Source organism: Acetobacter estunensis (assembly GCF_019083805.1).
In the GTDB taxonomy this organism is placed as follows: Bacteria; Pseudomonadota; Alphaproteobacteria; order Acetobacterales; family Acetobacteraceae; genus Acetobacter; species Acetobacter estunensis_A.
Genome location: NZ_JAHRDV010000008.1, coordinates 13,386 through 37,783 on the forward strand (window position 1 = coordinate 13,386; position 24,398 = coordinate 37,783).

At 61.7% G+C, this 24,398-nt stretch carries 24 protein-coding genes and 1 riboswitch; of the genes, 7 read left to right on the forward strand and 17 right to left on the reverse strand.

What is annotated here, in order from left to right; genetic code table 11:
- Positions 1-18: 18 nt before the first annotated feature.
- Entirely contained in the window at positions 19-882 is an 864-nt protein-coding gene (locus KUA11_RS11060; RefSeq protein ID WP_217410352.1) for a transglutaminase family protein, read from the reverse strand.
- A gap of 248 nt (positions 883-1,130) precedes the next feature.
- Here KUA11_RS11060 and KUA11_RS11065 point away from each other — a divergent pair, with 248 nt between their 5' ends.
- The gene (locus KUA11_RS11065; RefSeq protein ID WP_217410353.1) at positions 1,131-2,603 is read left to right on the forward strand and encodes a circularly permuted type 2 ATP-grasp protein; all 1,473 of its coding nucleotides are present in this window, start codon (positions 1,131-1,133) and stop codon (positions 2,601-2,603) included.
- Complete coding sequence (locus tag KUA11_RS11070) at positions 2,600-3,634, forward strand: alpha-E domain-containing protein (RefSeq protein ID WP_368041002.1); 1,035 nt, start codon at positions 2,600-2,602, stop codon at positions 3,632-3,634. The genes KUA11_RS11065 and KUA11_RS11070 overlap by 4 nt, the downstream gene beginning before the upstream one ends.
- Before the next feature lie 83 nt (positions 3,635-3,717).
- Here KUA11_RS11070 and KUA11_RS11075 read toward each other — a convergent pair whose 3' ends face one another.
- The 5 genes from KUA11_RS11075 to KUA11_RS11095 are packed head-to-tail and all read right to left on the reverse strand — an operon-like array spanning position 3,718 to position 8,687.
- Positions 3,718-4,272: a histidine phosphatase family protein gene (locus KUA11_RS11075; protein ID WP_254454869.1), complete on the reverse strand. Its 555-nt coding sequence runs from the start codon at positions 4,270-4,272 to the stop codon at positions 3,718-3,720.
- The gene (gene cobD, locus KUA11_RS11080; protein WP_217410356.1) at positions 4,269-5,294 is read right to left on the reverse strand and encodes a threonine-phosphate decarboxylase CobD; all 1,026 of its coding nucleotides are present in this window, start codon (positions 5,292-5,294) and stop codon (positions 4,269-4,271) included. The genes KUA11_RS11075 and cobD overlap by 4 nt, the downstream gene beginning before the upstream one ends.
- The gene (locus KUA11_RS11085) at positions 5,291-6,757 is read right to left on the reverse strand and encodes a cobyric acid synthase (RefSeq protein ID WP_217410357.1); all 1,467 of its coding nucleotides are present in this window, start codon (positions 6,755-6,757) and stop codon (positions 5,291-5,293) included. Before KUA11_RS11085 ends, cobD begins: the two co-directional genes overlap by 4 nt.
- Positions 6,757-7,368 carry a cob(I)yrinic acid a,c-diamide adenosyltransferase gene (gene cobO / locus KUA11_RS11090; protein WP_217410358.1) on the reverse strand — a complete coding sequence of 204 codons (612 nt, stop codon included), beginning with the start codon at positions 7,366-7,368 and terminating at the stop codon, positions 6,757-6,759. Before cobO ends, KUA11_RS11085 begins: the two co-directional genes overlap by 1 nt.
- Complete coding sequence (locus KUA11_RS11095; protein ID WP_254454870.1) at positions 7,365-8,687, reverse strand: cobyrinic acid a,c-diamide synthase CobB; 1,323 nt, start codon at positions 8,685-8,687, stop codon at positions 7,365-7,367. The genes cobO and KUA11_RS11095 overlap by 4 nt, the downstream gene beginning before the upstream one ends.
- A 56-nt stretch (positions 8,688-8,743) precedes the next feature.
- Between KUA11_RS11095 and KUA11_RS11100 the strand changes: the two genes are divergently transcribed.
- Complete coding sequence (locus tag KUA11_RS11100; RefSeq protein ID WP_217410359.1) at positions 8,744-9,871, forward strand: cobalt-precorrin-5B (C(1))-methyltransferase; 1,128 nt, start codon at positions 8,744-8,746, stop codon at positions 9,869-9,871.
- On the opposite strand, the gene cobM is transcribed toward KUA11_RS11100, so the two are convergent.
- The 3 genes from cobM to cbiE are packed head-to-tail and all read right to left on the reverse strand — an operon-like array spanning position 9,850 to position 12,205.
- The gene (gene cobM, locus KUA11_RS11105; RefSeq protein WP_217410360.1) at positions 9,850-10,602 is read right to left on the reverse strand and encodes a precorrin-4 C(11)-methyltransferase; all 753 of its coding nucleotides are present in this window, start codon (positions 10,600-10,602) and stop codon (positions 9,850-9,852) included. The genes KUA11_RS11100 and cobM overlap by 22 nt on opposite strands.
- Positions 10,599-11,015: a cobalamin biosynthesis protein gene (locus tag KUA11_RS11110; protein ID WP_217410361.1), complete on the reverse strand. Its 417-nt coding sequence runs from the start codon at positions 11,013-11,015 to the stop codon at positions 10,599-10,601. The genes cobM and KUA11_RS11110 overlap by 4 nt, the downstream gene beginning before the upstream one ends.
- Complete coding sequence (cbiE, locus tag KUA11_RS11115; RefSeq protein WP_217410362.1) at positions 10,985-12,205, reverse strand: precorrin-6y C5,15-methyltransferase (decarboxylating) subunit CbiE; 1,221 nt, start codon at positions 12,203-12,205, stop codon at positions 10,985-10,987. The genes KUA11_RS11110 and cbiE overlap by 31 nt, the downstream gene beginning before the upstream one ends.
- Here cbiE and KUA11_RS11120 point away from each other — a divergent pair.
- Complete coding sequence (locus KUA11_RS11120; RefSeq protein ID WP_217410363.1) at positions 12,193-12,975, forward strand: cobalt-precorrin-6A reductase; 783 nt, start codon at positions 12,193-12,195, stop codon at positions 12,973-12,975. The two genes, cbiE and KUA11_RS11120, sit on opposite strands and share 13 nt — an antisense overlap.
- On the opposite strand, the gene cobJ is transcribed toward KUA11_RS11120, so the two are convergent.
- From cobJ to KUA11_RS11155, 7 genes are read right to left on the reverse strand one after another with little or no spacing between them, the layout of a single operon-like run.
- A complete protein-coding gene (cobJ, locus tag KUA11_RS11125; RefSeq protein ID WP_217410364.1) occupies positions 12,948-13,700 on the reverse strand; it encodes a precorrin-3B C(17)-methyltransferase in 753 nt (250 codons plus the stop codon). The two genes, KUA11_RS11120 and cobJ, sit on opposite strands and share 28 nt — an antisense overlap.
- A complete protein-coding gene (locus KUA11_RS11130) occupies positions 13,697-14,422 on the reverse strand; it encodes a precorrin-2 C(20)-methyltransferase (RefSeq protein WP_217410365.1) in 726 nt (241 codons plus the stop codon). The genes cobJ and KUA11_RS11130 overlap by 4 nt, the downstream gene beginning before the upstream one ends.
- Positions 14,419-15,042 carry a precorrin-8X methylmutase gene (locus KUA11_RS11135; protein ID WP_217410366.1) on the reverse strand — a complete coding sequence of 208 codons (624 nt, stop codon included), beginning with the start codon at positions 15,040-15,042 and terminating at the stop codon, positions 14,419-14,421. Before KUA11_RS11135 ends, KUA11_RS11130 begins: the two co-directional genes overlap by 4 nt.
- Complete coding sequence (gene cobG, locus KUA11_RS11140) at positions 15,035-16,258, reverse strand: precorrin-3B synthase (protein ID WP_217410367.1); 1,224 nt, start codon at positions 16,256-16,258, stop codon at positions 15,035-15,037. Before cobG ends, KUA11_RS11135 begins: the two co-directional genes overlap by 8 nt.
- A complete protein-coding gene (gene cobN / locus KUA11_RS11145; protein WP_217410368.1) occupies positions 16,255-19,608 on the reverse strand; it encodes a cobaltochelatase subunit CobN in 3,354 nt (1,117 codons plus the stop codon). The genes cobG and cobN overlap by 4 nt, the downstream gene beginning before the upstream one ends.
- A 6-nt stretch (positions 19,609-19,614) precedes the next feature.
- On the reverse strand, positions 19,615-20,664 hold the full coding sequence (gene cobW / locus KUA11_RS11150) for a cobalamin biosynthesis protein CobW (protein WP_217410369.1): 1,050 nt from the start codon (positions 20,662-20,664) through the stop codon (positions 19,615-19,617).
- The gene (locus tag KUA11_RS11155; protein WP_217410370.1) at positions 20,661-21,068 is read right to left on the reverse strand and encodes a DUF1636 family protein; all 408 of its coding nucleotides are present in this window, start codon (positions 21,066-21,068) and stop codon (positions 20,661-20,663) included. The genes cobW and KUA11_RS11155 overlap by 4 nt, the downstream gene beginning before the upstream one ends.
- Positions 21,069-21,189: 121 nt before the next feature.
- Positions 21,190-21,415: riboswitch (cobalamin riboswitch) on the reverse strand.
- Positions 21,416-21,670: 255 nt separating this feature from the next.
- Here KUA11_RS11155 and KUA11_RS11160 point away from each other — a divergent pair.
- The gene (locus tag KUA11_RS11160; protein ID WP_217410371.1) at positions 21,671-21,892 is read left to right on the forward strand and encodes a CbtB domain-containing protein; all 222 of its coding nucleotides are present in this window, start codon (positions 21,671-21,673) and stop codon (positions 21,890-21,892) included.
- A 15-nt stretch (positions 21,893-21,907) separates the two neighbouring features.
- The gene (locus tag KUA11_RS11165) at positions 21,908-22,651 is read left to right on the forward strand and encodes a CbtA family protein (RefSeq protein WP_217410372.1); all 744 of its coding nucleotides are present in this window, start codon (positions 21,908-21,910) and stop codon (positions 22,649-22,651) included.
- 568 nt (positions 22,652-23,219) lie between these two features.
- On the opposite strand, the gene KUA11_RS11170 is transcribed toward KUA11_RS11165, so the two are convergent.
- Positions 23,220-23,357, reverse strand: a complete 138-nt coding sequence (locus KUA11_RS11170; RefSeq protein WP_217410373.1) for a hypothetical protein — start codon at positions 23,355-23,357, stop codon at positions 23,220-23,222.
- Here KUA11_RS11170 and cysE point away from each other — a divergent pair.
- The gene (gene cysE / locus KUA11_RS11175; protein ID WP_254454871.1) at positions 23,356-24,270 is read left to right on the forward strand and encodes a serine O-acetyltransferase; all 915 of its coding nucleotides are present in this window, start codon (positions 23,356-23,358) and stop codon (positions 24,268-24,270) included. The two genes, KUA11_RS11170 and cysE, sit on opposite strands and share 2 nt — an antisense overlap.
- The last annotated feature ends 128 nt before the right edge of the window (positions 24,271-24,398 follow it).

Consider the following 24,398-nt stretch of genomic DNA (forward strand, 5'->3'; position numbering starts at 1 on the left):
CTCTATCGTTCTATCATGTCAGGCTCTTGCGGAAACTTGCAATGGCTGTGGCAATGCCCGCGCTTCCATCGTTACGTCGAAACGCGCCTGACAACGGTCTAGAAGGCCGGACACAGGCGCCGCTTCCTCCGGCACGGCCGAAACAGCGAGCGCAATATGATTCTGCGCGACAATCTGACCGGACGTGGTGTCAAACCCCAGCCATCCACGCTCCGGCACGAAGACCTCCGCCCAAGCGTGCAGATCGCAGGTCAACGCGCCTCCGTTTCCATCTTCATTCTGAACGAGATAGCCGGACACAAACCGCGCGGCGAAGCCCGCACGACGCGCAAGGGCGATGAAAAGCCATGCACTGTCACGACACGATCCGCTTCGACGCGTCAGAGTTTCGACCGGCGACCAGACTCCGGGCTCAAACCGAGTGCGATACGTGAGAGAAGACGCAATGCGCTGATTGAGACCGCGTAGCCAATCCAGCGGTATGGCTGTCGCACCACTTTCTGGCGGGGTCAGAAAATCGTCAGGAAAAGGCCCATTGACCACCGGCATGCGGTAACTGGCGCGCTCAGCTTCGCGCCGAAGAATCGCCATCTGGCCGCTTCTACATTCCAACGGATCATAGGGCGAAAGATCGACCGTCATGCGGACTTCAATATCGAACCGCGACATTACCCCGGCGAAAACGGCCTCGGCCACAGTGTTATCGTACCCATCGGTTTTCCACAGAACCGTACCATCCGCTGGCCCGACATCCAGCTCATAGGTCAGCACGACCCTGTCCCCGATCTCTCGCGGATGAAGGCGGATCGTCTGCGGACCGAGAGAAACCGGCCGGTCATAATGATAGGATGTCCGATGACGCAACGCGACATGAGCACTCACCCGGACATCTCTCCCAAACACGTTCTCGCCACCGGCCGCGTCTTCTCACATGCCACCATGACAAGGCCGTCATTTCCTTCTGACATCGTAACAGGAACACGCAGGGCGGCAACTCTTCGCTTCCTCTCAGCATAAAACGGACCCGTTACTCTTTTGCTTCTTGGCAAAGACAGAGGCGAGTGTTTTAATAAATTATCGTAACGATCTGGCGCAGATTTCTTCGCCCGATCCAGACGCGAGGCAGACAGATGGGCGCCAGGATCTTGCAATCCCAGCTTCAGGACGCAGGCATCTTCGCTGCCTATCACGTGCCGGATTTCTTTTGCGAGTTGATGAACCGCGGTGGTCCGCTGCCCGATGAGCTACGCTCTGTCCGTGACCGGCTGGCCCAGTTCGATCTCGCGGAACTTCGCCACAGGACGGAAAACGCCGAAAAGCAGCTCTATCGCCTGGGCATCACCTTCACCGTCTATTCCGACCGCGAAGCCATCGATCGCATCCTTCCCTTCGACGTCATTCCGCGCGTCCTGACCGCTCGGGAATGGACTCACATCGAAAAAGGCGTGCAGCAGCGCGTCCAGGCCATCAATCTGTTCCTGCACGACATCTATCACGACCGAAACATCCTGCGCGACGGGGTCGTGCCCGAGCATCTGGTTCTTCAAAACGCCAATTATTGCGAAGCCATGGTGGGAGTGGACGCACCCGGCGGCGTTTATGTTCATATCAACGGCACGGACCTGATCCGTGACCGCAGCGGTCGCTTTCTGGTGCTCGAAGACAATGCCCGCACGCCGTCGGGCGTGTCCTACGTCATTGAAAACCGGCATATGATGCTGCGCCTGATGCCCGACCTCGCCTCTGGCGTCCCCCTGCGCTCCGTGGAGGATTACGGGAGCCAACTTTACCGGACGCTGTGCGAAGTCGCACCCGCCGGTGTGACAGATCCACAGGTCGTCCTGCTCTCGCCAGGCATCTATAATTCCGCCTATTTCGAGCATGTCTTCCTTGCCCGTGAGATGGGCGTGCCACTGGTGGAAGGACACGATCTCCTCGTCGAGAATCACCGCGTCTATATGCGAACCGTCGCCGGACTACGGCCGGTCCATTCCATCTATCGCCGCATCGACGATACCTTTCTCGATCCCCTTGCCTTCAATCCCGATAGCCTGCTCGGCGTTCCCGGACTGGTGGAGGCCTATCGACGCGGCAATGTGACAATCGCCAACGCGCTCGGCACCGGTGTTGCGGATGACAAGGCGGTCTATGCCTACATGCCGCGCATCATCCGTTATTATCTCGACGAAGATCCAATCCTCGACAGTGTGGAAACCCATATCTGCGCTGAAACCGAAGGTCTGGCTTTCACACTGGCCAATCTCGAAAAACTCGTTGTCAAACCTGTGGGAGAATCCGGCGGATACGGTCTTCTCATCGGCCCGCACGCAACAGCCACCAAATTGGATGATTTCCGCGCGCGTCTGAAGGCGCGTCCCGACAATTATATCAGCCAGCCTGTCATCGATCTCTCGGTCACACCCACAATCTGTCCAGATGGCGTAGAAGCGCGGCATGTGGATCTGCGTCCCTTTGCCCTGACCGGAAAATCCACATGGGTGCTGCCGGGAGGACTGTCGCGCGTGGCGCTACGTAAAGGGTCTCTGGTGGTTAACTCCTCACAAGGTGGCGGTTCCAAAGATACATGGGTGATGTCGGCATGACACAGATGTCTCCGGTTTCGTCCGGAATGCTTCCCGGCCTGAACACACTTCTTTCCCGTTATGCCGAAAGCATGATGTGGCTGGCGCGTTACATGGAACGCATCGAAAACCTCGCCCGCCTGATCGAGGTGACGGAAACATTCGTGCGCGGCCCCGATGGCAGGACCGTGTGGGACACCATCGTACAAATCAACACGGATGAGGTGCATTTCCACACCCTGTATCCCCACGCCACCGAAGATGATTATCTCGCATTCTACATCACGGATCTCGCCAATCCGGGCTCCATCAAAGCGATGGCGAATGCCGCGCGTGAAAATGCCCGTTCCGTCCGTCCGCTGATCTCGACGGAAATGTGGATGCACCTCAATGTCTTCACGAAGTCACTTCTGGAGCTTGAGCCTTCCCATATCCGCCGCACGGGCCTTTCCGCACTGTGTAACAGGATCAAACAGGATTGCCAGACCCATACAGGCATCACCGAGGGCACGCTCTACCGCGATCAGGCGTGGCTCTTCTACCTTCTGGGAAGACATCTGGAACGCGGAGACCAGATCACACGCTTGATCGACACGCGATACCACACCCTGCTGCCAGCCGATGAAGAAGTCGGCTCGGAAATCGACACGACGCAATGGGCTTCGGTTCTGCGTTCTGCCGCCGCCTATCACGCATTTCGCCGATTGCAGCCCGTCACCACCACTCCGACGAATGTGGTCGGCTTCCTTCTCAAGAATGAGGGTTTTCCCCGTTCGCTAGCGCTGAACCTGCGGCAGGCAGACGGCCTGCTGACAGCGCTCTCCACGCATTACAACCTTCGGCGTCAGTGCTCACCCGTGCGCGAACGGCTGGCCGAACTGCGCGCCACGCTGGAAGACCAGACAACAGAAGACATGATTATCCGCGGGCTGCACGAATACATGAAATGGATACAGAAAGAGATCGCCGCTCTGCAAAACGATCTAGCCGCAGCCTATTGGCCAGCGCCGCAGATGCCCCCACAAGACATCTCACCTCACACCGGACAATAAGCAAGAATTGACCTGCAAGGAGCACCGAACTTCTGCGGGTCAGACTCTCTCCGTCTCTCGCAAAAATCTTACAAACGCAGGCATCATTCCAAAAAGGTCGGACTCCCCACCATCCGCACCCGCCACCGCCCAGCCCATGTCATCGCTGTGACGGTCTCGGGCGGCACATCAAGCGCATTTTCCGCCGCAGCCCCCGCCCCCAAGGTGGCCAGCACCAAACCACGGACAACACCAGGACGCAGGGCTGCGTATGAAACGCCCTCCCATGTCGGTGCTCTCGCCAACCATTCCGAGAGACGTTGCAGCATGGCGTTTCGGCTTTCACCTCCCGGTGGCTGGAATGATGGCTCCGTCACCCACTGTTCCACCTGCTCTGGTGATAACTCCCGAAGACTTCCCCCCGCCCACAGGCCGAAATCGCGATCACGTAAACATGCTTCCAGAAAAACATCTTGTCGTCCTGTATCAAGGAGAGCGAGGCGATCCTCAACGTGTCCCACGCAGAGCGGAGCAGAAACAGGAAGAAACGCAAAGCTCTTCGGATCGATCGTTATCCTGTCGTGTGGAGATGGAAACACACCGCATTTCACTGCTTGAGGAAGCGGCAAAGCAATGCATATAAGTTCCGCCCGCTTCATGGACGCCAGGCCCGCAACGCCTCTTCCAGACGCCTCCACTCCTCATCATTACGCGGAAGCCCAAATCGCAATTCCGTCGGGCGATCATCAAAAGCCCGGGTGACGATGCCATGCCGACACAACCACTGCCATAGACTGGGAGCATCTGCGCTCCGCACAAGAGCAAAAAGCAGCGTATGACCGACCACTGAAAGTCCACATTGCGCCAAAAGATCCAGTAACCGCGTCATGTCTTTGGCAAGAACGGCGCATCGATGCTCACGCCAATCACGATCCGCCAGAGCTACGCATCCGGCAGAAATCGCAACCGTCCCCACCGCCCATGGCCCCAACAGTCGCCGCATGCGAGCCGCGATCTCTCTATTGGCCAGAAGAAAACCAAGCCGCACACCGGGCAAGCCATAGCTCTTTCCGAAAGACCTGAAAACAATCAACGCTGGATGCGGAAGACATGACGCAAGACTGTTTTCGTTTTCAATATCCGCATACGCCTCATCCACAACCAGATACGCGCCGACTTCCCCACACCGAGCCGCCAACTGAAGCAAGCGGGAAGCCGATACGCGGCGACCATCGGGATTATTGGGATTGCACAGGACTGCAATGCACCCACTCCGCACAGCTCTCGCGGAAAATGCTGGCATATCCTCTACAACTTGCACATGCGCACCCGCGTTTCGCCATGCCGTTTCATGGCCGCTATAGGTGGGACCGAAAAGCACCACATCGCGACCGGGAAGCACATACGGCAGAAGGCCGATCAGAATCTGCGTGCCGGGACCGGCCACGATCAGTTCTTGCGAATGCACGCCGTAGGCATCCGCCGCAGCCGCCACAAGCCGCTCTTCATCCGCATGTTCCGGAAGATGCATCAGCTCCATCATGGCAGGCATCTGAAACGGATAAGGATACGGGCTGATACCGGTAGAAAGATCGATAAATGGAGCAGGCGCATCGGGGAAAGACGCCATCACCTGCCGCACCTGCCCACCGTGTTCCGGCAGGCGCACAACACAACTCATCCGCGCGACACCGGGCGCGCGAGGGCAACAAGTGCCTGCATGTCGATATGTTTCTCCAGATGATCCGCCCATGCGTTCAGAGCCGCCTCCACACGTTCCTCATGATCGCTCAACGGGCCTGTCACCATGCCAATGCGCCCCAGAAGCGCCGCACGCGCCATCCCACTCTGCATGACACCATGCAGATACGTCCCCCATACACGCCCATCAACTGAGCGCGCGCCATCGGGAATGCCGTCCAACCGCGCAAATGGACGGTCACAATCGCGCCCCCGTGTGCGGCCCATATGAATTTCGTAGCCATGGACAGCAACATTCTCTGGAACCAGAACACCCGATGTTTCGACCAAATGCTTCTCCGCTGTCAGTTCCGTGCACACATCCAGCAATCCTAGACCCGGTGCTTCCTGAAGCACTCCCTCAATTCCCTTCGGGTCTGCAATCATACATCCCAACATCTGATATCCACCACAGATCCCGAGAATACGTCCGCCACGGCGCACATGCGCTGCCAGATCGATATCCCATCCTTCTTTCCTAAAGAACGCAAGATCTGAAATTGTTCCCTTCGATCCGGGCAGAATCACCAGATCGCACAACGGAAGCGGTTTTCCCGGTTCGGCGATCATCAGATCCACACCCAGCTCCGCACTCAATGGGTCCAGATCGTCGAAATTCGCAATCAGAGGCATGTGCGGCACAACCACCCGCACGCCTCCCCCATGGCCACCGTCTGAGCGCAAATCCGCCGCATCCTCCGCAGGCAATTCTCGCACACGATCGAGATAAGGCACCAACCCAAGCGGTGACCAGCCGGTAAAAGCGGCAATCGCCTTCATCCCCGAAGCGAAGAGGGTCGAATCACCCCGCATCCTGTTAACGACAAATCCTTTGATGCGTTCAGCGTCCATCTTGTTCAGAACCGCTTTCGTTCCGACAAGACTGGCGATCACGCCGCCCCGATCGATATCGCCCACCAACACGACATCCACGTCCGCTGCCTGCGCGAACCCCATATTGGCAATATCATCCGCCCTCAGATTGACCTCGGAGGCCGAACCCGCCCCTTCAACCAGAACAATATCGGCCTCCTCGGCAAGTCTGTGAAAAGCACCAAGAACATCCGGCATCAACTCGCGCTTGATCGCCTGATAATCCCGCGCCCGAAACGCGCCCCGTACCTGCCCGCACACCACAAGCTGCGCGCCCGTCTCGCTCTGAGGCTTGAGCAGCACCGGATTCATATCGACAGAGGGCGCCACCCCGCACGCCCGCGCCTGCAACGCCTGCGCTCGTCCGATTTCGCCCCCATCCACTGTCACAGCGGCATTGTTGGACATGTTCTGCGGCTTGAAGGGTCGCACCCGCAGGCCTTGCCGCGTAAGAGACCGCGCAAGTCCCGCCACCAGCACCGATTTACCAACGCTCGAACCCGTTCCCTGAAACATCAGCGCCCGGGCCATCAGAACTCAATGCCTTCCTGCGCCTTCACACCTGCCTTGAAATGATGCTTCACCAAGGTCATTTCCGTCACCAGATCCGCTGCCTCGATCAACGCAGGTGGCGCATTGCGTCCCGTGACAACCACATGCTGCATCTCTGGGCGGGCACCCAGATCATCCAGCACCGTTTCAAGAGGCAGATAATCGTAGCGCAGTGCAATGTTGAGTTCGTCCAGAACCACGAGCGCCACGTCTTCACGCTCCAGAGCCGCTCGCGCCACCTCCCACGCTCTGGCGCATGCGGCCACATCGCGTGCGCGATCCTGCGTCTCCCATGTAAATCCTTCGCCCATCGTGTGCCATTCAAGGAGATCGTCAAACCGCTCAAGCGCGATACGCTCCCCAGTGGACCACGCGCCCTTGATGAACTGCACAACCACCACCCGTTTCCCGCGCCCGAGCATCCGCAGCACCAGCCCAAAAGCCGCCGTGGATTTTCCCTTGCCGGGACCGGTGTTCACTGCGAGAAGCCCCTTCTCGATGGTTTTCTCCGCAACCTCCCGATCCTGCACGCTCTTGCGCCTGCGCATTTTCTCCTGATGTCGCAGCGCTTCGTCCTGCTCTTCACTCATGCACGTGTCTCCCGCTGCGTCATCACATGAAAATACGTGCCTGACACACGTCCACGCCGACCGCCCGCCAAACCCAAACCCCGCCCCGTCCCATCGCGCAGATCCACCAACGGTTCATCATGACCGGCCTCAATCACCTGCGCATAATGAAATTCATGTCCACGAAGGCATGTCCCGCGACCTCCAAGGGCACACTCCTCCCGAAGCACGGCTTCCCGATAACCGAGATTCATCTTTCGCTTGGCAAAACTTGTGACATGACCAAGAAGCCCGCTCATAGGATGCATCACGCCCTGCGCATCTTCAAGCGCGCGGCCGAGCACCATGAAGCCGCCGCACTCACCATGCACAGGTCGTGTTTGTGAAAACCCTGCAAGAGTTTCCAGAAAATTTCGCGCCTGTGACAGTCGCTCCGCATGAAGCTCGGGATAGCCTCCGGGTAACCAGCAGACATCGCACGATGCGCCCGGCCCTTCGTCTGCCAGCGGTGAGAACGGCACCAGTTCAGCACCTGCTCTGCGCCATCCATGCGCTAGGTGACCGTAAAAAAACGAGAACGCCACATCATTCGCCACCGCGATCCGCTGCCCCGGCGGAGCCACAGCGATGTCGTGCCCACCAAGAACGTCCAGCGGCTGCGCCACAGCCAGCATTGCATCAAGATCGAGTGACGCCACGGTGCGCTCCGCCAATCGCCCCACCAGCGTCTCCAGTTCATGCTGTTCGCGCGCCTGCACCAGCCCGAGATGCCTCTCCGGCAACACCAATGTCTTATCACGCAAGAACGCGCCCAGCACACTCAGCCCTGCGGCTTCCACGGCTCCTTTTGCCATGGCCAGATGTCGCGCGGACACCACCTGATTGAGCACCACGCCCACCACATGCACTGCCGGATCAAGCGTTGCGAACCCATGCGCCACGGCGGCAGCCGATTGTCCCTGTCCCGACACATCCAGAACCAGAACAACAGGAATGCCAAACCGTGCCGCAATATCGGACGGCGCGCCCCGCTTTCCCTGCGGCTCCATCAAACCGTCAAACAGCCCCATCGCGGATTCCACGACGAGCAGATCGGTATCCTGCGTGGCATCCGCCAGCACACCTTCCAGCAATGAGGGTGCCATAGCCCAACTGTCGAGGTTGAAGCTCGGCAGACCTGTCACCGCCTCATGGAAGGCGGGGTCAATATAATCCGGCCCCGTCTTGGCTCCCCTCACCCGCACACCACGGGCGCGAAGCGCTGCCAGAAGTCCGAGTGTCACGGTCGTCTTGCCGCCACCCGAACGGGGAGCCGCGATCATGAGCGCGCGCGTCGTCATGCCGGTTCCTCCGAAAACCATTCGCGCCAACGGCTGTTTGCCTTATCCTGCACCGGATGAATGCGCCTTCTCCCCATCTGCGCTCCGGCTGGACCACTGGAAGCTGCGCCACCGCCGCCGCCAAGGCCGCATGGACAACGCTTTGCGCCGGGCACACACCCGATCCGGTGACCATCACGCTGCCGGGTGGAAAACAGGTCGCTTTCGCTCTGGCCGACCACGGTCTCACGCCGAATGGAGCGTGGGCCGCAGTTGTGAAAGACGCAGGCGATGATCCCGACGTCACGCACGGCGCACTGATCCGCGCCGATGTGTCGGCCCTGCCGCCCGGTTCCGGCATCACTTTTCACGCAGGCGCTGGTGTGGGTACCGTCACGCGCCCCGGCCTGCCGATCCCGCCGGGAGAGCCTGCGATCAATCCCGTTCCCCGCGCCATGATCCGCACAGCTCTTGAGGAGGTCAGCGGCCCCACACCCGATGCCTCTGTCACGATCTCGATTGCCAATGGTGAGGAACTGGCGCAACGCACCCTCAACGGGCGGCTGGGCATCGTCGGCGGCCTGTCGGTTCTGGGAACGACGGGCATTGTCGTGCCCTTCTCGTGCTCGGCATGGATCGACAGTATCCGGCGCGGAATCGATGTGGCCCGTGCCATGCACCTGCCACATCTGGCGGCGTCCACGGGCAACGTGTCCGAACGCAGCGTGCAGGCTCTGTTCAACCTGCCCGATGCCGCACTGATCGAAATGGGAGATTTCGCGGGAGGTGTGCTGAAATACGTGCGCGACCACCCGGTCCCTCGCCTTACCATCGCCGGTGGCATCGCCAAGATGACCAAACTCGCGCAAGGGCGGCTCGATCTGCACTCCAAACGCGGCCTTGCCGATATGGCAGCTCTCGCCGAACTTGCAAAAAAGTCCGGAGCGAACAACGCTCTTGCGCAACGCATCTCCACGACTCCCACCGTGGCAGAAGCGTTCCTCCTGACAACGAACGCTGGCCTCAATCTTGGGGATGCCATTGCGGGACAGGCGCGCAGCGTGGCGCTGGACGTGCTGGACGGCGCACCGACGGCCCTTGACGTGCTTGTGTTCGACCGCACCGGTCAGTGCGTCGGGCAGGCCATGGATCAGGGCTGGAGCCTCGATGCGCCGCATGAAAGTCAGGACCGGAAACGCCGGTGATAATCGGGGCTGTAGAGCGCGCTTTCCCGAAACTCCGAGGCGCCCAAAGCAGGGCCGATCAAAACAAGCGCTGTCCGCTCAACCGGATTTTCCGCCGCGCGTTCCAGTAGCGTCCCCAACGTGGCCCGTACCACTACCTGATCCGGCCAGCTTGCCCGCGCCACGATCGCTGCCGGACAGTCCGTGCCGTAAAACGGTGTCACATCCTCAACAATGCGTTCCAGCGAATGGATGGCAAGATGGATTGCAAGCGTCGCCCCCGTCGCGGCGAAAGCTGACAGCGCCTCACGCTCGGGCATGGCTGAAGCCCGACCGCTCACGCGCGTCAACACCACGCTCTGTGTCACCTCCGGCACCGTTAGTTCCCGCCCGAGCACGGCCGCCGCCGCCGCAAAGGCCGGCACACCGGGCGTCATGGTCCATGCAATTCCCAGACGGTCCAGACGACGGGTCTGCTCGGCCACAGCGCTGTAGAGCGAGAGATCGCCGGAATGAAGGCGCGCCACATCCTGTCCCCCTTTCTCCGCACGGACATATTCCGCCTCGATCTGATCGAGCGAGAGGGGGGCCGTGTCCACCAGCCGCGCATCCTGCGGGCAATGCTCAAGCATTTCCCGCGGCACGATCGACCCCGCATACAGACACACCGGGCAGCTTGCCAGCAGATCGCGTCCGCGCAGCGTGAGCAGATCGGCCGCTCCCGGACCCGCGCCAATGAAATGGACGGTCATGATTCGTCTCCAGTCCTGACAAGACGTTTTGCAAGAGCGCAGGTCACGTCCCGCCCCTTTTCACGTGGTGCCAGCAGGATGGACCCTTTCCCCGCACCTGCCAGCGCGCATGCTTCCGCGACGGAGGCCAGCCCATGCGCCTTGCGCGCCGCGTCCGACACGCTGACACACTCGCCCTGCCGCGACCGCAAAATCTCCAGATCCAGCACGCGCACGGGCAGGGACAAGCGCTCGGCCGCCTCGGCAAGCCCCGGCTCCTCCTGACGGAAAGCCGGAATGGCCAGCACATTGGCGCTCACACCCGCCTGCTGCTGCATCTGCGCCACCAGTTCCACCACACTGTCCGCAGAAATCCCCGGACGACAGCCAATCCCCGCCACGATCATCCGTCCGTCTCCTTCACCGCGCACCATTGGGTGACTGTCATGGCCGGACGCATCGCCCGAAACCTTCCAACATGGTCCAACCGCTCAACGGATATACGGGACAACGTGCCCCCATGCCGCTCCTGCTGCGCAATCAGCACCACTTCACTCTCCAACGTGACGGCATTGGCCACGATCCGACCACCCGGACGCAGACAGGCCCACACACGCTCGAACAGACCGGGCGCGGTCAGGCCGCCACCGACAAAGACGGCATCCGGTTCTGCCAGTCCGTCCAGCGCGTCCGGCGCCCGTCCCTGCACGATATCCAATGACGGCACGCCCAGCGAGACCGCATTGCGCGTAATACGCGCGACACGGTCGGGGTCGCTTTCGATGGCAATCGCACGATTGGCCGGGTGCGCCAGCATCCATTCAATCGCCACCGATCCGGACCCGGCACCTACGTCCCACAACACCTCACCCACACGCGGCGCAAGGGAGGACAACGTAACGGCCCGAATGTCGCGCTTGGTCAGTTGCCCATCACTCTCGAACCAGTCATCCGGCAACCCCGGAGCCCGTGGAATCACACATGCACCACGACCGGCCACCAGATCCACCGCCACGAGATTCAACGCCGCGATTCCGTCCGGAACACCCTCCCGCGCATGGCACGTGTGGGCCATCTCGTCCGGGCCGCCAAGCGTCTGCAACACATGCAGCCATGATTCACCGAAACCACGCTCCGTCAGCCATGCGGCAAGCTGCCGCGGTGTTGCGCCATCGGCTGACAGGACCAGCAGTTTTTGTCCCGGCTGCAAAGCCGGGATCAGGTTCGACAGCGGCCGCCCGCACAATGACAGCACGCGCACGTCCTGCTCGGCCCAGCCAAGACGCGCGCAGGCCAGCGCCACCGAAGACGGCACAGGCAGGCATATCATCTCTCCAACCTCCACCCGGCCACTCAGAACGGACCCCACGCCAAAGCAGAACGGATCTCCTGACGCCAGTACCACGACCGGCTCCCCGCGCCAGTGCAGCACCTGCTCCACACCTCGGCTGAACGGGTGGGGCCAGATATGCGCCTCTCCAGCGATCAGGGAGCGCGCAAGCCTGATATGACGCTCCCCGCCCATCACATACCGAGCCTGCGCCACAAGACGGCGCGCCTGAGGTGAAAGCCCCTCGACACCGTCTTCACCAATCCCGATAACGGCAAGCCATGGCGTCATCATCTCATCCCCTGCGCGTGCTGATTCTCGGCGGCACCACCGAAGCCCTCGCACTGGGACGCGCGTTGGAAAATATGTCCGACCTGCACGGCATCTTTTCCTTGGCAGGCATCACGCCCTCCCCACATCTGCCGTACATCGAAACGCGACAAGGTGGTTTTGGTGGCATCGAAGGTCTGGCCACCTATCTTCACGCACAGGAAATTGGCGCGGTGATCGACGCCACACACCCTTTTGCCGCGCAGATGAGTCGCAATGCTGTCGCTGCCTGCGCCCAGACCGGCACACCGCTCCTGCGTCTGCAACGGCCCGGCTGGCAACCCTCGCCGGACGATGACTGGATCATTGTGCCGGACATCGACGCCGCAACGGCCGCTCTTGGCGCCACGCCGCGCCGTGCGTTCCTCACCACCGGACGCAAGGATCTCGCGCCTTTTTGCGCCGCGCCACAACATCACTATCTCATCCGCAGCATTGTCGCCCCCGATCCGGCCAGTCTGCCGCCGGATCACACGATCCTGCTCCAGCGTCCCCCCTTCACGCGCGAGTCCGAAACACGCCTGATGCGAGAGCACCGTGTCGATATCCTCGTCACGAAAGACGCTGGCTCCGACGCCACCTCTCCAAAACTTGCCGCCGCGCGCGATCTGGGTCTGCCCGTTGTGATGATCGCACGCCCCACCCTTCCGCCCGCGCGAACGGTCACCACCGTTCACGAAGCGATAGACTGGCTGCGTAGCCTTTCTCATGCGGGCACGCGGCGGGACGTATAGAGCCAAGCGGTCCCGTCGGGTCGCGCAATGCGATGGGTCAGCGGCGTTCCGATCAGCACCAGCGTGCTCATGTCCGCATCCTCGCCCCGTGCCTGCGCCAGTGTCGTCAGCAGCAGCCGTTCATCCGCACGCCCGATGGCGCGGGCGAAGGCCACCGGCACATCTCCCGGCAATTCCGTGTGCAGCAGATCGAACGCTTCCCCCAACTGGTCGGGCCGCGCATGCGAACGCGGATTGTACAGCGCAATCACAAATCCGGCCTGCGCCGCGTGACGCAGTCTCTCGCACACCACAGGCCACGGTTTGAGATTGTCGGACAGCGACATCACGCAGAAATCGCCCCCAAGAGGCGCACCGATCCGCGCGGCAGCGGCCAGCACCGCCGAAACGCCGGGAATGACGCGGATATCCAGCGCACGCCACTCGGGCGGTCCCTGCTCCACCGCCTCGAACACAGCGCTCGCCATACCGAACACGCCTGCATCCCCACCCGATACGACGGCCACGCGGCGTCCCGCGCAGGCCATCTCCAGCGCATGGCGGGCGCGATCAAGTTCCACGCGGTTGTCCGATCCGTGCCGCACAACATCCGGCCCCGCCTGTACCCGCGCGACATAGGGGCCATACCCCACCAGATCCGTCACGCCAGCCAGAGCCGCCTGTGCCTCCGGCGTAAGCTGGTCCGGATTACCCGGCCCCAACCCGATGATGAACAGCGTGTTCATCGCACGTCCTTTCGGCCCGGCACGAGCGCCAGCGCAAAATAAGGAGCGGCTCCTTCCTTCTCGGACAGCTTCATAACCCGCGCATCCGGCTGGGTTCCGCGCTCGACATAGATCGCTTCTTCCGCACGTCCGGCTGTGGCCAGCGCCGCCCGCAGTTTGGGAAGATTGCTGCCGAGCTTCATCACCACCGCCGCATCGGCACGTTCCAGCCACGCCGTCAGCTCCGGCTCCGGCATGGTGGCGGGGAGCACGCACAGCACGTCATCACCATGCACCATCGGCTGCCCGGCCTGCGCCCAGCATCCCCCCATGCCCGTGACACCCGGCACGACCGTACAGGACACTTCCCGATGGAGCCTGTCGAAAAGATACATGGCCGAACCATAGAGAAACGGATCGCCCTCACACAGAAGCGCCACATTCCGCCCCTCACGCAGCTCGCCGTGAATATGGGCCGCGCATTCATCATAGAACGCGCTCATATCGGGCTGATAGGTCGGATCCTGCACGGTGCGTTCGGTGGTGAAAGGATAGGCAAAGCGCAGTTCGCGCTGGTCCTCGCTCACATGCGCCGCCGCGATGGTGCGCGCATGCCCCGGCCGATCATGACGACAGAAATACGCCACGACCGCCGCCTGCTCGATCACGCGCGCCGCCTTGAGCGTGAGCAGTTCCGGATCGCCCGGACCGACGCCCACGACATGAAGCGTGGCGGTGCTCATTCCACTTCGCTCGCCAGCGCGTTCACGGTCGCCGCCGCCATGGCGCTCCCGCCAAGACGGCCTCGTACTACGATGTGCGGCAGATCCGGACGCGTCACCAGTTCGTCCTTGGATTCCGCTGCCCCCACGAAACCCACCGGCATGCCGATGATCGCCGCCGGACGCGGTGCCCCCGCGTTGATCAGTTCCAGAAGATGGAACAGCGCCGTCGGTGCGTTGCCAATGGCCACTACCGCGCCCGCCAGTTTCTCGCCCCACAGATCGAGTGCGGCAGCCGAACGTGTGTTGCCGATCTCACGGGCCAGATCGGGAGTGTGCGGATCGCGCAGGGTGCAGATAACCTCGTTATCGGCCGGGAGACGCGCGCGCGTAATGCCGTGCGCCACCATCTCGGAATCGCACAGGATCGGCGCGCCCGCCCGCAACGCCTTGCGGGCCGATGCCACGAGATCCACCGTCATCTCCACCGATTGCGCCACATTCACCATGCCGCAGGCGTGAATGATGCGCACAACCACCTGCGCTTCCGCGGGCGAAAAGGCCGACAGATCGGCCTCCGCGCGGATGGTCGCAAACGACCGGGCATAAATCGCGGCCCCATCGCGAATGTAATCAAGCATCACGTCTCTCCCCGGTCACGTCCGGCCTCTCCTTCCACAGCCTGCGCAACAGGGCAACGATCTCCTCCCTGCCAACACCGGATCGCCATGGCATGTCTCCTGCGCGCCCATCGGGAATCACGTCATATCCCCCGCTCTGGGCGCACAATGTCACGTCCGCCCGGCCGGGATGAGCGCATCCCTTCGGACAGCCCGAAACGTGCAGCGTCCTGCCCCTTGGCACGTCCATGGCCAGCGCAAGCGCGTCCTGCGCAACATCCACCTGCGCCCGCGCGCACCCGCCCGGCCCGGTGCAGGCCTGCACCCGCAGCCTTGGATCGGTGGGATCATCGATCAGCATCGTGCCGCCCGGCAGCGAGGGCCCGGCCAACACCACACTGCGCCACGGAGTCAGACGCAGCACAGCGTCATCACAGCGGGCAAGATGGTCAGCCAATGTCCTCAGAGTGGCCACATGCATGCGCCCGAACGGAACCGCCAGCCCCAGCGTACCTTCCGGCAAACGGCCCACAGTTGGCGGACGCCGTACCGCCTCTACCCGCAAAGAGCACGCAACCAGTCCCGCTTCTTCAAGCAGACTCAGGCCAGTTTCAGGAATCCGCGCAGGTCGGGCACGATCCGGGTGCCTGAGAGCCACCATCCGGGCAACCCGAACCGCCGCCCCAACAGCATTCATAACGCTTGCAGGCTCAGTCGTGGCGTGTCCACAGCACACCGCCCAACCATCATTGCGCGCGCGCAGAACAATATCGCCCGCAAGCAGCCCGGTCGGGAAATACCCTCCACCGTCCACGGCAAAGCCGAATTTCCCCGGCAACACCGCAAGATCCACAGCTTCAGCCACAGTCTTTCGCAAAGCCTGCGCACAGACCAGCGTGTCGGCAGCACATTCCGGGTCCAGCCCCGCCAATGGCGAGACAATCAGCGCGGACCGGCGCTCCGCCGCCTCATCCGCCAGCGTGAGCCCGCTTTTGACCGCCCTTTCCCGCGCCGCACTCACGCTGGAAGGGGAAAACCCACGTAATTGCAGATTGGCACGGTTGGTCAGTTCGATAACGCCGTTGCCGCCACTCTCCGCCATTTCCGCCACAACATGCAGTTGCGCTGCCGTGAGTCGGCCCAAAGGCGGACGGATACGCACAAGCAATCCGTCTTTCGCCGCCATCGGCGCGAACAGGTCAGGACACCAGCCACGAACGAGGGAGGCGCTCGTCATGCGTTATCATCCAGAAGCGCCTGCACGCTGTTGGAACGGGGATGCCACAAGCCACGCCGGATCATCTCCGCGAGCCGCGCCCGTATGGCGGCATGCGCCGCCGGGTTGGCATCGCGCAGAAAAGCGTCGCAAGTGTCGTCGCCAAGCGTCGTGGCGCACACCAGATCGAACTGCGCATCGAACCGCTCAGGCATCGTCGCGGCAAAGGCGCACAGAGCCTCCACCCCGCGCGCCATTTCCGCTGCCCCGCGATACCCATGCCGCTGCATCCCCGCCATCCAGCGCGGATTGGCCAGCCGTCCACGCACCACACGCACCACTTCCGCCTGCGTGTCCCGCAGCTTCGGAGCGCTCGGATCGGACGTATCGCCATGCCACGAACGCGGCGTCACGCCGAGCGCCGCTGCTGCTGCCATCAACCCGCCCTCATGCGCCGCCACATCCGGCGTTTCCAGAATGTCGGTTTCGGCATGGTCCTGCGTATGCAGGATCACCTCCGCCTGCCCGATCTGGCGCGCAAGCCCATCCCTCTCCCGCCGGACATCCTGCTCCCGGTCATATGTCCAGTCATTGGCCGCCAGATATGCCTCTCCCAACTCCGAGCGATCCGTCCACGCCCCGCTCTGCAACGCCTCTTCCACGCCTGCGCCGTAAGTGCCGGGAGCCGAGCCGAACACACGCGACGGCACCAACGCGCCTTCCGCAAGCGATGCGGCCAGCGGATTCCACTCCGGAGCCTCCACGCGGACGGCAACAGCTTCCACCGCCTGTCGGAACAGCGCGATCTGCCCCGGAAACGTATCGCGGAAAAACCCTGAAATACGCAGCGTCACATCCACACGCGGACGATCCAGCACCGGCATGGGCACAACTTCGATACCGCTCACCCGCCCGCTACCACCGTCCCAAAGCGGCTCCACGCCCATAAGCAGCAGCGCTAGCGCCAGATCTTCTCCCCCTGTCCGCAGGCTGGCCGAACCCCACAGGTCCATGACCAGATGCCGCAACGGCTCGCCTTCTTCCTGAAGGTGGCGTGTAAGGATCTGCTCAGCCTGCACCCGCGCCAGTTCTACGGCGGACGGCGTGGGGATTGCCCTCGGATCGATTGTGAACAGATTACGTCCCGTGGGCAGAACGTCCAGTCGCCCACGGGTGGGGGCACCCGATGGTCCCGGCTCGACAAACCGTCCATCGAGCGCGGCCAGAAACGCCCGGCGTTCACGTTCGGCGCTGGCCTCAAGCCGTGACATCACATCACGAGGTTGCACCCCGGCCGCTGTCGCGATGGCCTGCGCCAACTGCGCGGCCTGGGGCGGGATCTGACCGAACACATGCAGACCGTCCCTGATCTGAAGATCCTTTACATCGCACAGATAGGCGTCCAGACGCGCCAGCGCTTCCGTCTCGTCTCCTTCTCCGGCCCTCACACCACTCTCGGCCAGCAAACCAGTGCGTGTGGCGCGATCGAGAATATCGCGCCGCAGGAAAGCCACGCGGCGCCGATCAAGTCCGTCGGCCTCGGCATATTCATCGATCAGGGCTTCAAGTTCCGCCATGTCATCCGACAGACCGGCCTTCATGACCGGAGGCGTCATATGCCCGATGGTCACAGCCCCGAGCCTGCGCTTCGCCGCCGCCGCTTCTCCGGGATTGTTGACAATGAACGGATAAATCACCGGTAAACCGCCCACCAGAACAGAAGGCGCATCCGTGTCCGCCTGCGCCACGGCCTTTCCGGGCAGCCATTCCAGCGTGCCATGCGCGCCCAGATGCACCAGCGCGTCGATCCGGCACGTCTGCCGAAGCCATAGATAAAAGGCTACATAGGCATGACAGGGTGGTACATCCGGATCGTGATACTGCGCCTTGCGCTCAGCCAAGTTCCCCCGATCGGGCTGCACCGCCATGACCACATTGCCAAGCACGTGATGACGCAAATGAAACGCACTGTCACGCACCGCAGCATCCTGCTCCGGCTCGCCCCATGCCCGCAGGACAGAAGCCCGAAACGCTTCGGGAAGTTCCCGAAATTGCCTGCGATATGCGGAAACCGACAGGAAGGACGCGGCAGCCCCTGTCGTCAGAGCGCGGACAAGCTCCTCTGCCTCATGAGCAGCCGCATCCCCACAACTGTAGCCGCTGTCGCGCAGCATCCCGAGGATAGACGACAGGCTTGCAAAACTGTCCAGTCCAACAGCATGCGCCACCTGCGCCGATACGTCATCCGCACAGGCTCCCGGATAGTCCGAGAGCACAACAGCCAGTTTCTTCTGGAAGGCTGGAATATGCCCCAGTCCCGCCAGCCTGCACACCTGCTCGCCCAGCACCGCAATCCCCGGCGCCCACGGTTCGCGTCGTGCCGGATGACCGGGAGCGGCGTCCGCCTTGAAAGACACAGGAAGCGTGGTGATGCGCCCGTCGAGTTCGGGCAGCACGACCTGCATTGCAAGGTCTGACTGGCTCAGCCCTCGAAAGCTTTCGCGCCATGCGGCCTGCGTCGCTCCCGGCTGCACAAGCTGGAGGATGGGTACCCCCGGCGCTTCCAGCGGGGATGTTTCCATTCCCTCGCCCCGCACAGCAAAAGCCGTCGCGTTCAGCACCACGTCCGGTGTCGCTTCCAGAAGACAGCGCTCCACCCACGCGGCCACCTCAGGCTGCTTGAGAGAAGACACGAACAGCGCCTCCACACCGATACCTCTGCGCTCCAGCGCATCCGCCACAGCATCGATCACGTCCGTATCGCCCGCCAGAAGATGCGCGCGGTAAAACATAAGGCTGGCCCGCAGTGGCTGGCTCTGCATCGCCTCACGATACAGGCCCGCCTGCGGCAACTCCTCCGGCTCTGCGCCGTCATCCTCTCCCAGACTGGCGCAATGCCGCATCAGTAACAACGCCTCACGGGCGTTGCGCAGGCCGCCTTCGCGCAGAAAGCCAAGCAGCCGCGCGTAAGGCGTACCTGTCAGCGTAGACCAACCCACAAGCCGTGCATCCTCGCGCGTGTCCCCGGGCAGGAGCGCCAATGGAATATCGGCCCCGCGACAGCACGCCGCCACTTCTTCCACGCCGTAACGCCAGTAATCCACCCCGCCGAGCAGCCGCACCACCACGCAACGCGCCTGCGCTATGGTCTGCTCGACATAAAGATCGATCGACATGGGGTGGCGCAATCGGCCCAGATTCACCACCCGAAGCGAGAATCCCGGCTCCGGCAGACGGGCATAGGCCTGTTCCAAAGACAGCAGATCGCTGTCCGAGAACGACAGAACGATGACATCGCTCGGCGCATGGGCGAGATCCTCGGCCACGTCCTGTTCATCAATCGACTGGCGTTCCCGGACAAGCAGATGCATGACGGATCAGCCCTCCTGCAAAGCGGCCTCGATACCCGCGCGATCCAGCCCCTTCTGGCCGATCACGACAATCCGCCCCGTGCGATCCGCACCTGTAAGCGACACGTCGAACGCATGACGCATCCGCGTGCCCACACCTTGAACGGCCAGACGCAGGCTCTTACCCCTCACAGCGGCAAATCCTTTGAGACGCAGCACATCGAACGTCGCGGCCACATCCGAAAGACGCTTCACAAAGGCTTCCGCGCTGGCCTGTTCCGGCACGCTCAGGGCAAACGATTCGAAATCGTCATGCTCATGCTCGTCCGCGCCGTCATGATGGGAAGGACGCGCCGCCAGATCGTCCTCAGCCCCGGCATCGAGGCCAAGGAGCACCGCGGGATCGAGTTTCCCCTCCACCGCCCGCAGCATCACCCGCTTGCGCGGCAGCAGCGACGTAATCTCGGCTTCGACCTTCTCCAGCGCGTCCTCGGACAGGAGATCGGTCTTGTTCAACACCACAAGGTCCGCCGAGAGAAGCTGGTCTTCGAACACTTCCGACAATGGATTGTCGTGATCGAGCGACGGATCCTGCGCCTGCTGGGCGGCAATCGCCTCCGGATCATCGGCAAAGCGTCCCTCAGCGACCGCCGGTGTGTCCACCAGCGTGATCACGCCATCCACCGTCATGCGCGTGCGGATGTCGGGCCACCCGAAGGCCTTGAGCAGCGGCTTGGGAAGCGCCAACCCGGACGTCTCGATCACAATGTGCTCAGGAGGTTCGGGCCGGTCGATCAGCGCACGCATGGTCGGCAGGAAGTCGTCCGCGACCGTGCAGCACAGGCAACCATTAGTCAGTTCCACGATGTCCTCGTCCGGACACCCTTCGATCCCGCAGGATCGCAGCGTCTCGCCATCGATGCCAAGCGCGCCGAACTCGTTCACCACCACGGCAATACGGCGGCCATGCGCCTGAGAAAGCAGGTTGCGCAGCAGCGTAGTCTTTCCCGCACCCAGAAAGCCGGTGATGACGGTAACGGGGATTTTCCGCACGGGTGCGGTCGCAGCAATAGTCATGACGGTTCCTCAACGGCAGGCAGCAGGGCCGGAAAACGGCCCAGAATCATATCGGACAGAGACGCAGGGCGACGGGAGGGCATGACGGCGCCGCTTTTCGAAGCCGCATAGGCCTGCGCATAGGTCAGCAGATCATCGCTCTTGTCGGGCGTGAGGTGACCCAGGAGCCACGCCCATTTCCCCGGCATGGAAATGGTCGCCGAGCATCCGTTGGCGCAGGCCGCGAGGCATTTCACGGCACACACGCGCACGCCTGCGGTGCCGGCACTTTCCAGCAATCTGTCGTAGAGTTCCTGCCCCATCGGCTGGGCATCGGGGGCTGGCTTTCGGCATGTGACACAGACATGAAACACGGGCTGGGTGGCCTCGCTTCCTATCGTCACGCCGGTCAATCGGTCGTTCATGGTCCTGTCCCTGCGCCCGTTCGGGCTGCTGCAAAAACAGGGTGCGATCCAGCAGAGCCTTCCACCGGAAGGAGGCACGCAAAGCACGTGCCCACATGATCCGGGCACCCCGCCGGGCCATGACACTCTCACAACAATGGCAGGTCTCCTGACTCGCGGCCGGAACATACGTTCCCTCACCCACCGCCTTCCCGGATTTTCCGTCCAGTGACGTTCCCACGCAGAGTGCGCGGGAAATGGGGCATACAGGCCGCCTACAGTTGCGGGGGCAGTGCCGGACTGGGCGCAAGGCCGCACCGGCTTCCCTTTTCAGTCCCTCTCGGGACGCCATCTGAAGGAATGTCTATCGACACCCCTAAAACCTGTCAAAGCGCGATTTCCAGCGTTTTCCGTGCCGCTGCCGCTTGCACGCGCCCACGCTTTCCAATTGACTCGCACAGCGTTCAAGAGGTCTAAACGAACGTCACGCAGGAGAACGGGAAGCCGGTGCAATCCCGGTGCGGTCGCGCCACTGTAACGCTGTCGTCGCTCAAGACAGTGGAGCCAGACCCCGTCTCCTTTTCTTCCACCGCGGAACGCGCATTTCCAAGCGGAGCATCATCATGAGCCAGTCATTCGCCTCCCAAGCCCCTACTTCCACCACGCTGCCGGGAGCCATTCCCTTGGGCGCCGTGGCGCCATGGGCCATCTTCGGGCTGCTTCTCAGCCTCGTGCTGATCTATTTCGTGGGAGCCGAGCAGGGCGCCACCTCCCTGATTTCTGGCCACATGGTGCATGAGTTCGTGCATGACGGCCGTCACCTGATGGGTTTCCCCTGCCACTAAGAGGGGTACCCATCCATGACAGGACGTCTCCTGGCCCGCGGCTTGATCGCGGGTCTGGTCGCGGCGTGCCTTGCATTCCTGTTCGGTCGCCTTTTCGGTGAACCGTCAATCGCGCACGCCATTTCCTTTGAGGAAGCTCGTGATGCCCTCGCGGGCGAGCCTCCCGAACCCGAACTTGTCAGCCGCACTGTTCAGTCCACCTGGGGCCTGCTGACCGCCATCGTCATGCTTGGCGCCGCTTACGGCGGCCTGTTCGCGCTTGGCTTTTCGCTGGCCTATGGCCGCATCGCCCGACTGACACCCCGAGCGACCGCCCTGCTTGTAGCCGCCATCGGATTTGTCGTGCTGGTGCTGGTGCCGGACCTTAAATACCCGCCCAATCCACCTGCCGTCGGCAACCCCGACACAATCGGGCTCCGCACGGAAGTCTATTTCGAGATGATCCTCATCTCGGTCTGCTGCGCCGTCATCGCGTGCCTTGCTTCCCGACCGCTGATCCAGAAGCTTGGAACATGGAACGGCACGATTGTCGCAGGTGTGCTTTTTATCGCTTTGGTGAGCGGCATGCAGTTCACGTTGCCCGACATCAGTGAGATGCCTGACAACTTCCCGGCCACCGTATTGTGGCGTTTCCGCGAGGCTGCCATCGGCACCCAGATGGTGCTGTGGTCTGCCATGGCCCTGATCTTCGGGCCCATGGCTGAGAAGGTTCTACGCGCGCCACAGCGTTCCTCGTCCCACGCACGCACTCTCGGCTAAACAGCCCTTACAGGCGAACAACTGACTGACATCAATGAAGTGGGAGAACTCTAGTGAGTTCTCCCACTTTTTGATTCTGATGCTTATGAATCTAGATTACACTGCAGCGTCCCATTATCACTATAATTTTTCGTATTTATTATGAAGCGTCGAATCTTGCCTCCATATCAAACAACGCCTCAAGGTTACTGTTTTTCACACTCCAAGACAATCAATCAAAACATTGATTCACAACGATTTTAATATACAAATAAATATAGTTATATAAAATTATTTTATATTTTCTCACACATTCTGTCGTTGTTTGTTGACGTGCCCACACGAATATGAACCTAATGTCATTCGACCCCGCAAGGCGCGGTCCAGACAGGGAAGACCATGAGCGCGATCCAGCACCGAATGTGTTGCCCGACCCGATGTCGGGCCTTGCACGCATCCCTCATTCACTGAATCGCCGGTAGTTCCCCTGCCGGCCAGACTTCTCAGTCAGGAAGGCAGAAACGCCATGTTTGAATCGCGCACCGTAGAGATCGACGGCACCTTCGTCGGCACCATCATTCTGGATTCGTCACGAACCCGCCCACGCTTCCATGCCATCCATGAAAGCGTCCGCTCTCTCCACAACCGGATCCTTGACGAACGGAACGAACTCCTCCGTCAGGCCGCAATCCAGTTCCGTCGCAGCGCCGCACGTGGAGGTCATCATGCTCACACGCCAGCATGACACGCCCCCGCACGGACAAAAAGACCTCGCCTCCATGAGCGATGTCCTCGCCTTTCGCCCAGCATCGAACTCCATCGCCACCGACATATCGCAAATCGATGCGTATGAACTGGCGACCGCTCTCTGGCTCGTCATGCATGAAGAGGCGCGTCGCGAGACAGACCCGGTTCTGTTTCAACTGATCCAGCGCAGTATCCTGCACCAGCCCGACCTTGGAACGGCGCTGGGGCATCTTCTGGCCTTCAAATTCGGCAACGAACTGGTGTCCGCCGATGCCCTCACGCACCTGATGCAGGATTTTCTGGCGGCACGTCCCGACGCCATCGAGCGGACGGCGGCCGATCTGTGCTCCATCCGCGCGCGCGATCCCGCCGCCACGAATCACCTTACACCTTTTCTGTTCTTCAAAGGCTTTCAGACCGTACAGGCTCACCGACTGGCAAACTGGCTGTGGCATGACGGACGCTCGACACTGGCCCGTCATATCCAGGGCCGGGCATCGGAACTCTTTGCCGTAGACATCCATCCGGGTGCTACAATTGGACAACGTGTAATGTTCGATCACGGCACAGGAATTATCGTGGGCGAAACCGCCGTGATCGAAGATGACGTGGCCCTTCTCCAGAACGTCACGCTCGGCGGCACAGGAAAGGAAAGCGGAAAACGTCACCCTAAAGTCCGGCGAGGCGCTCTCATCGGCACCGGCGCGAAAGTGCTGGGCAACATCGAAATCGGTGAAGGTGCGCGCGTGGGAGCCGGCGCCATCGTCCTGAAAGATGTCGCCCCTTTTTCAACCGTCGTGGGAAATCCTGCGCGTGCCGTGGGCACACGGCATGCGACATTGCCCGCTCTGACCATGGACCAGAGCATTCCCGCGCCAGATTACGTCATCTGACACAGCAAAAACTCTTCACCCTTTCGAGAACACAGTCCGCATCATGAACCATCCCGCTCCTTTCCCACTGTCACTGTCAACTCGTCAGGAAGACCGCCCGGTCCGTTGTTTCCGTCCTCTTTTCACTC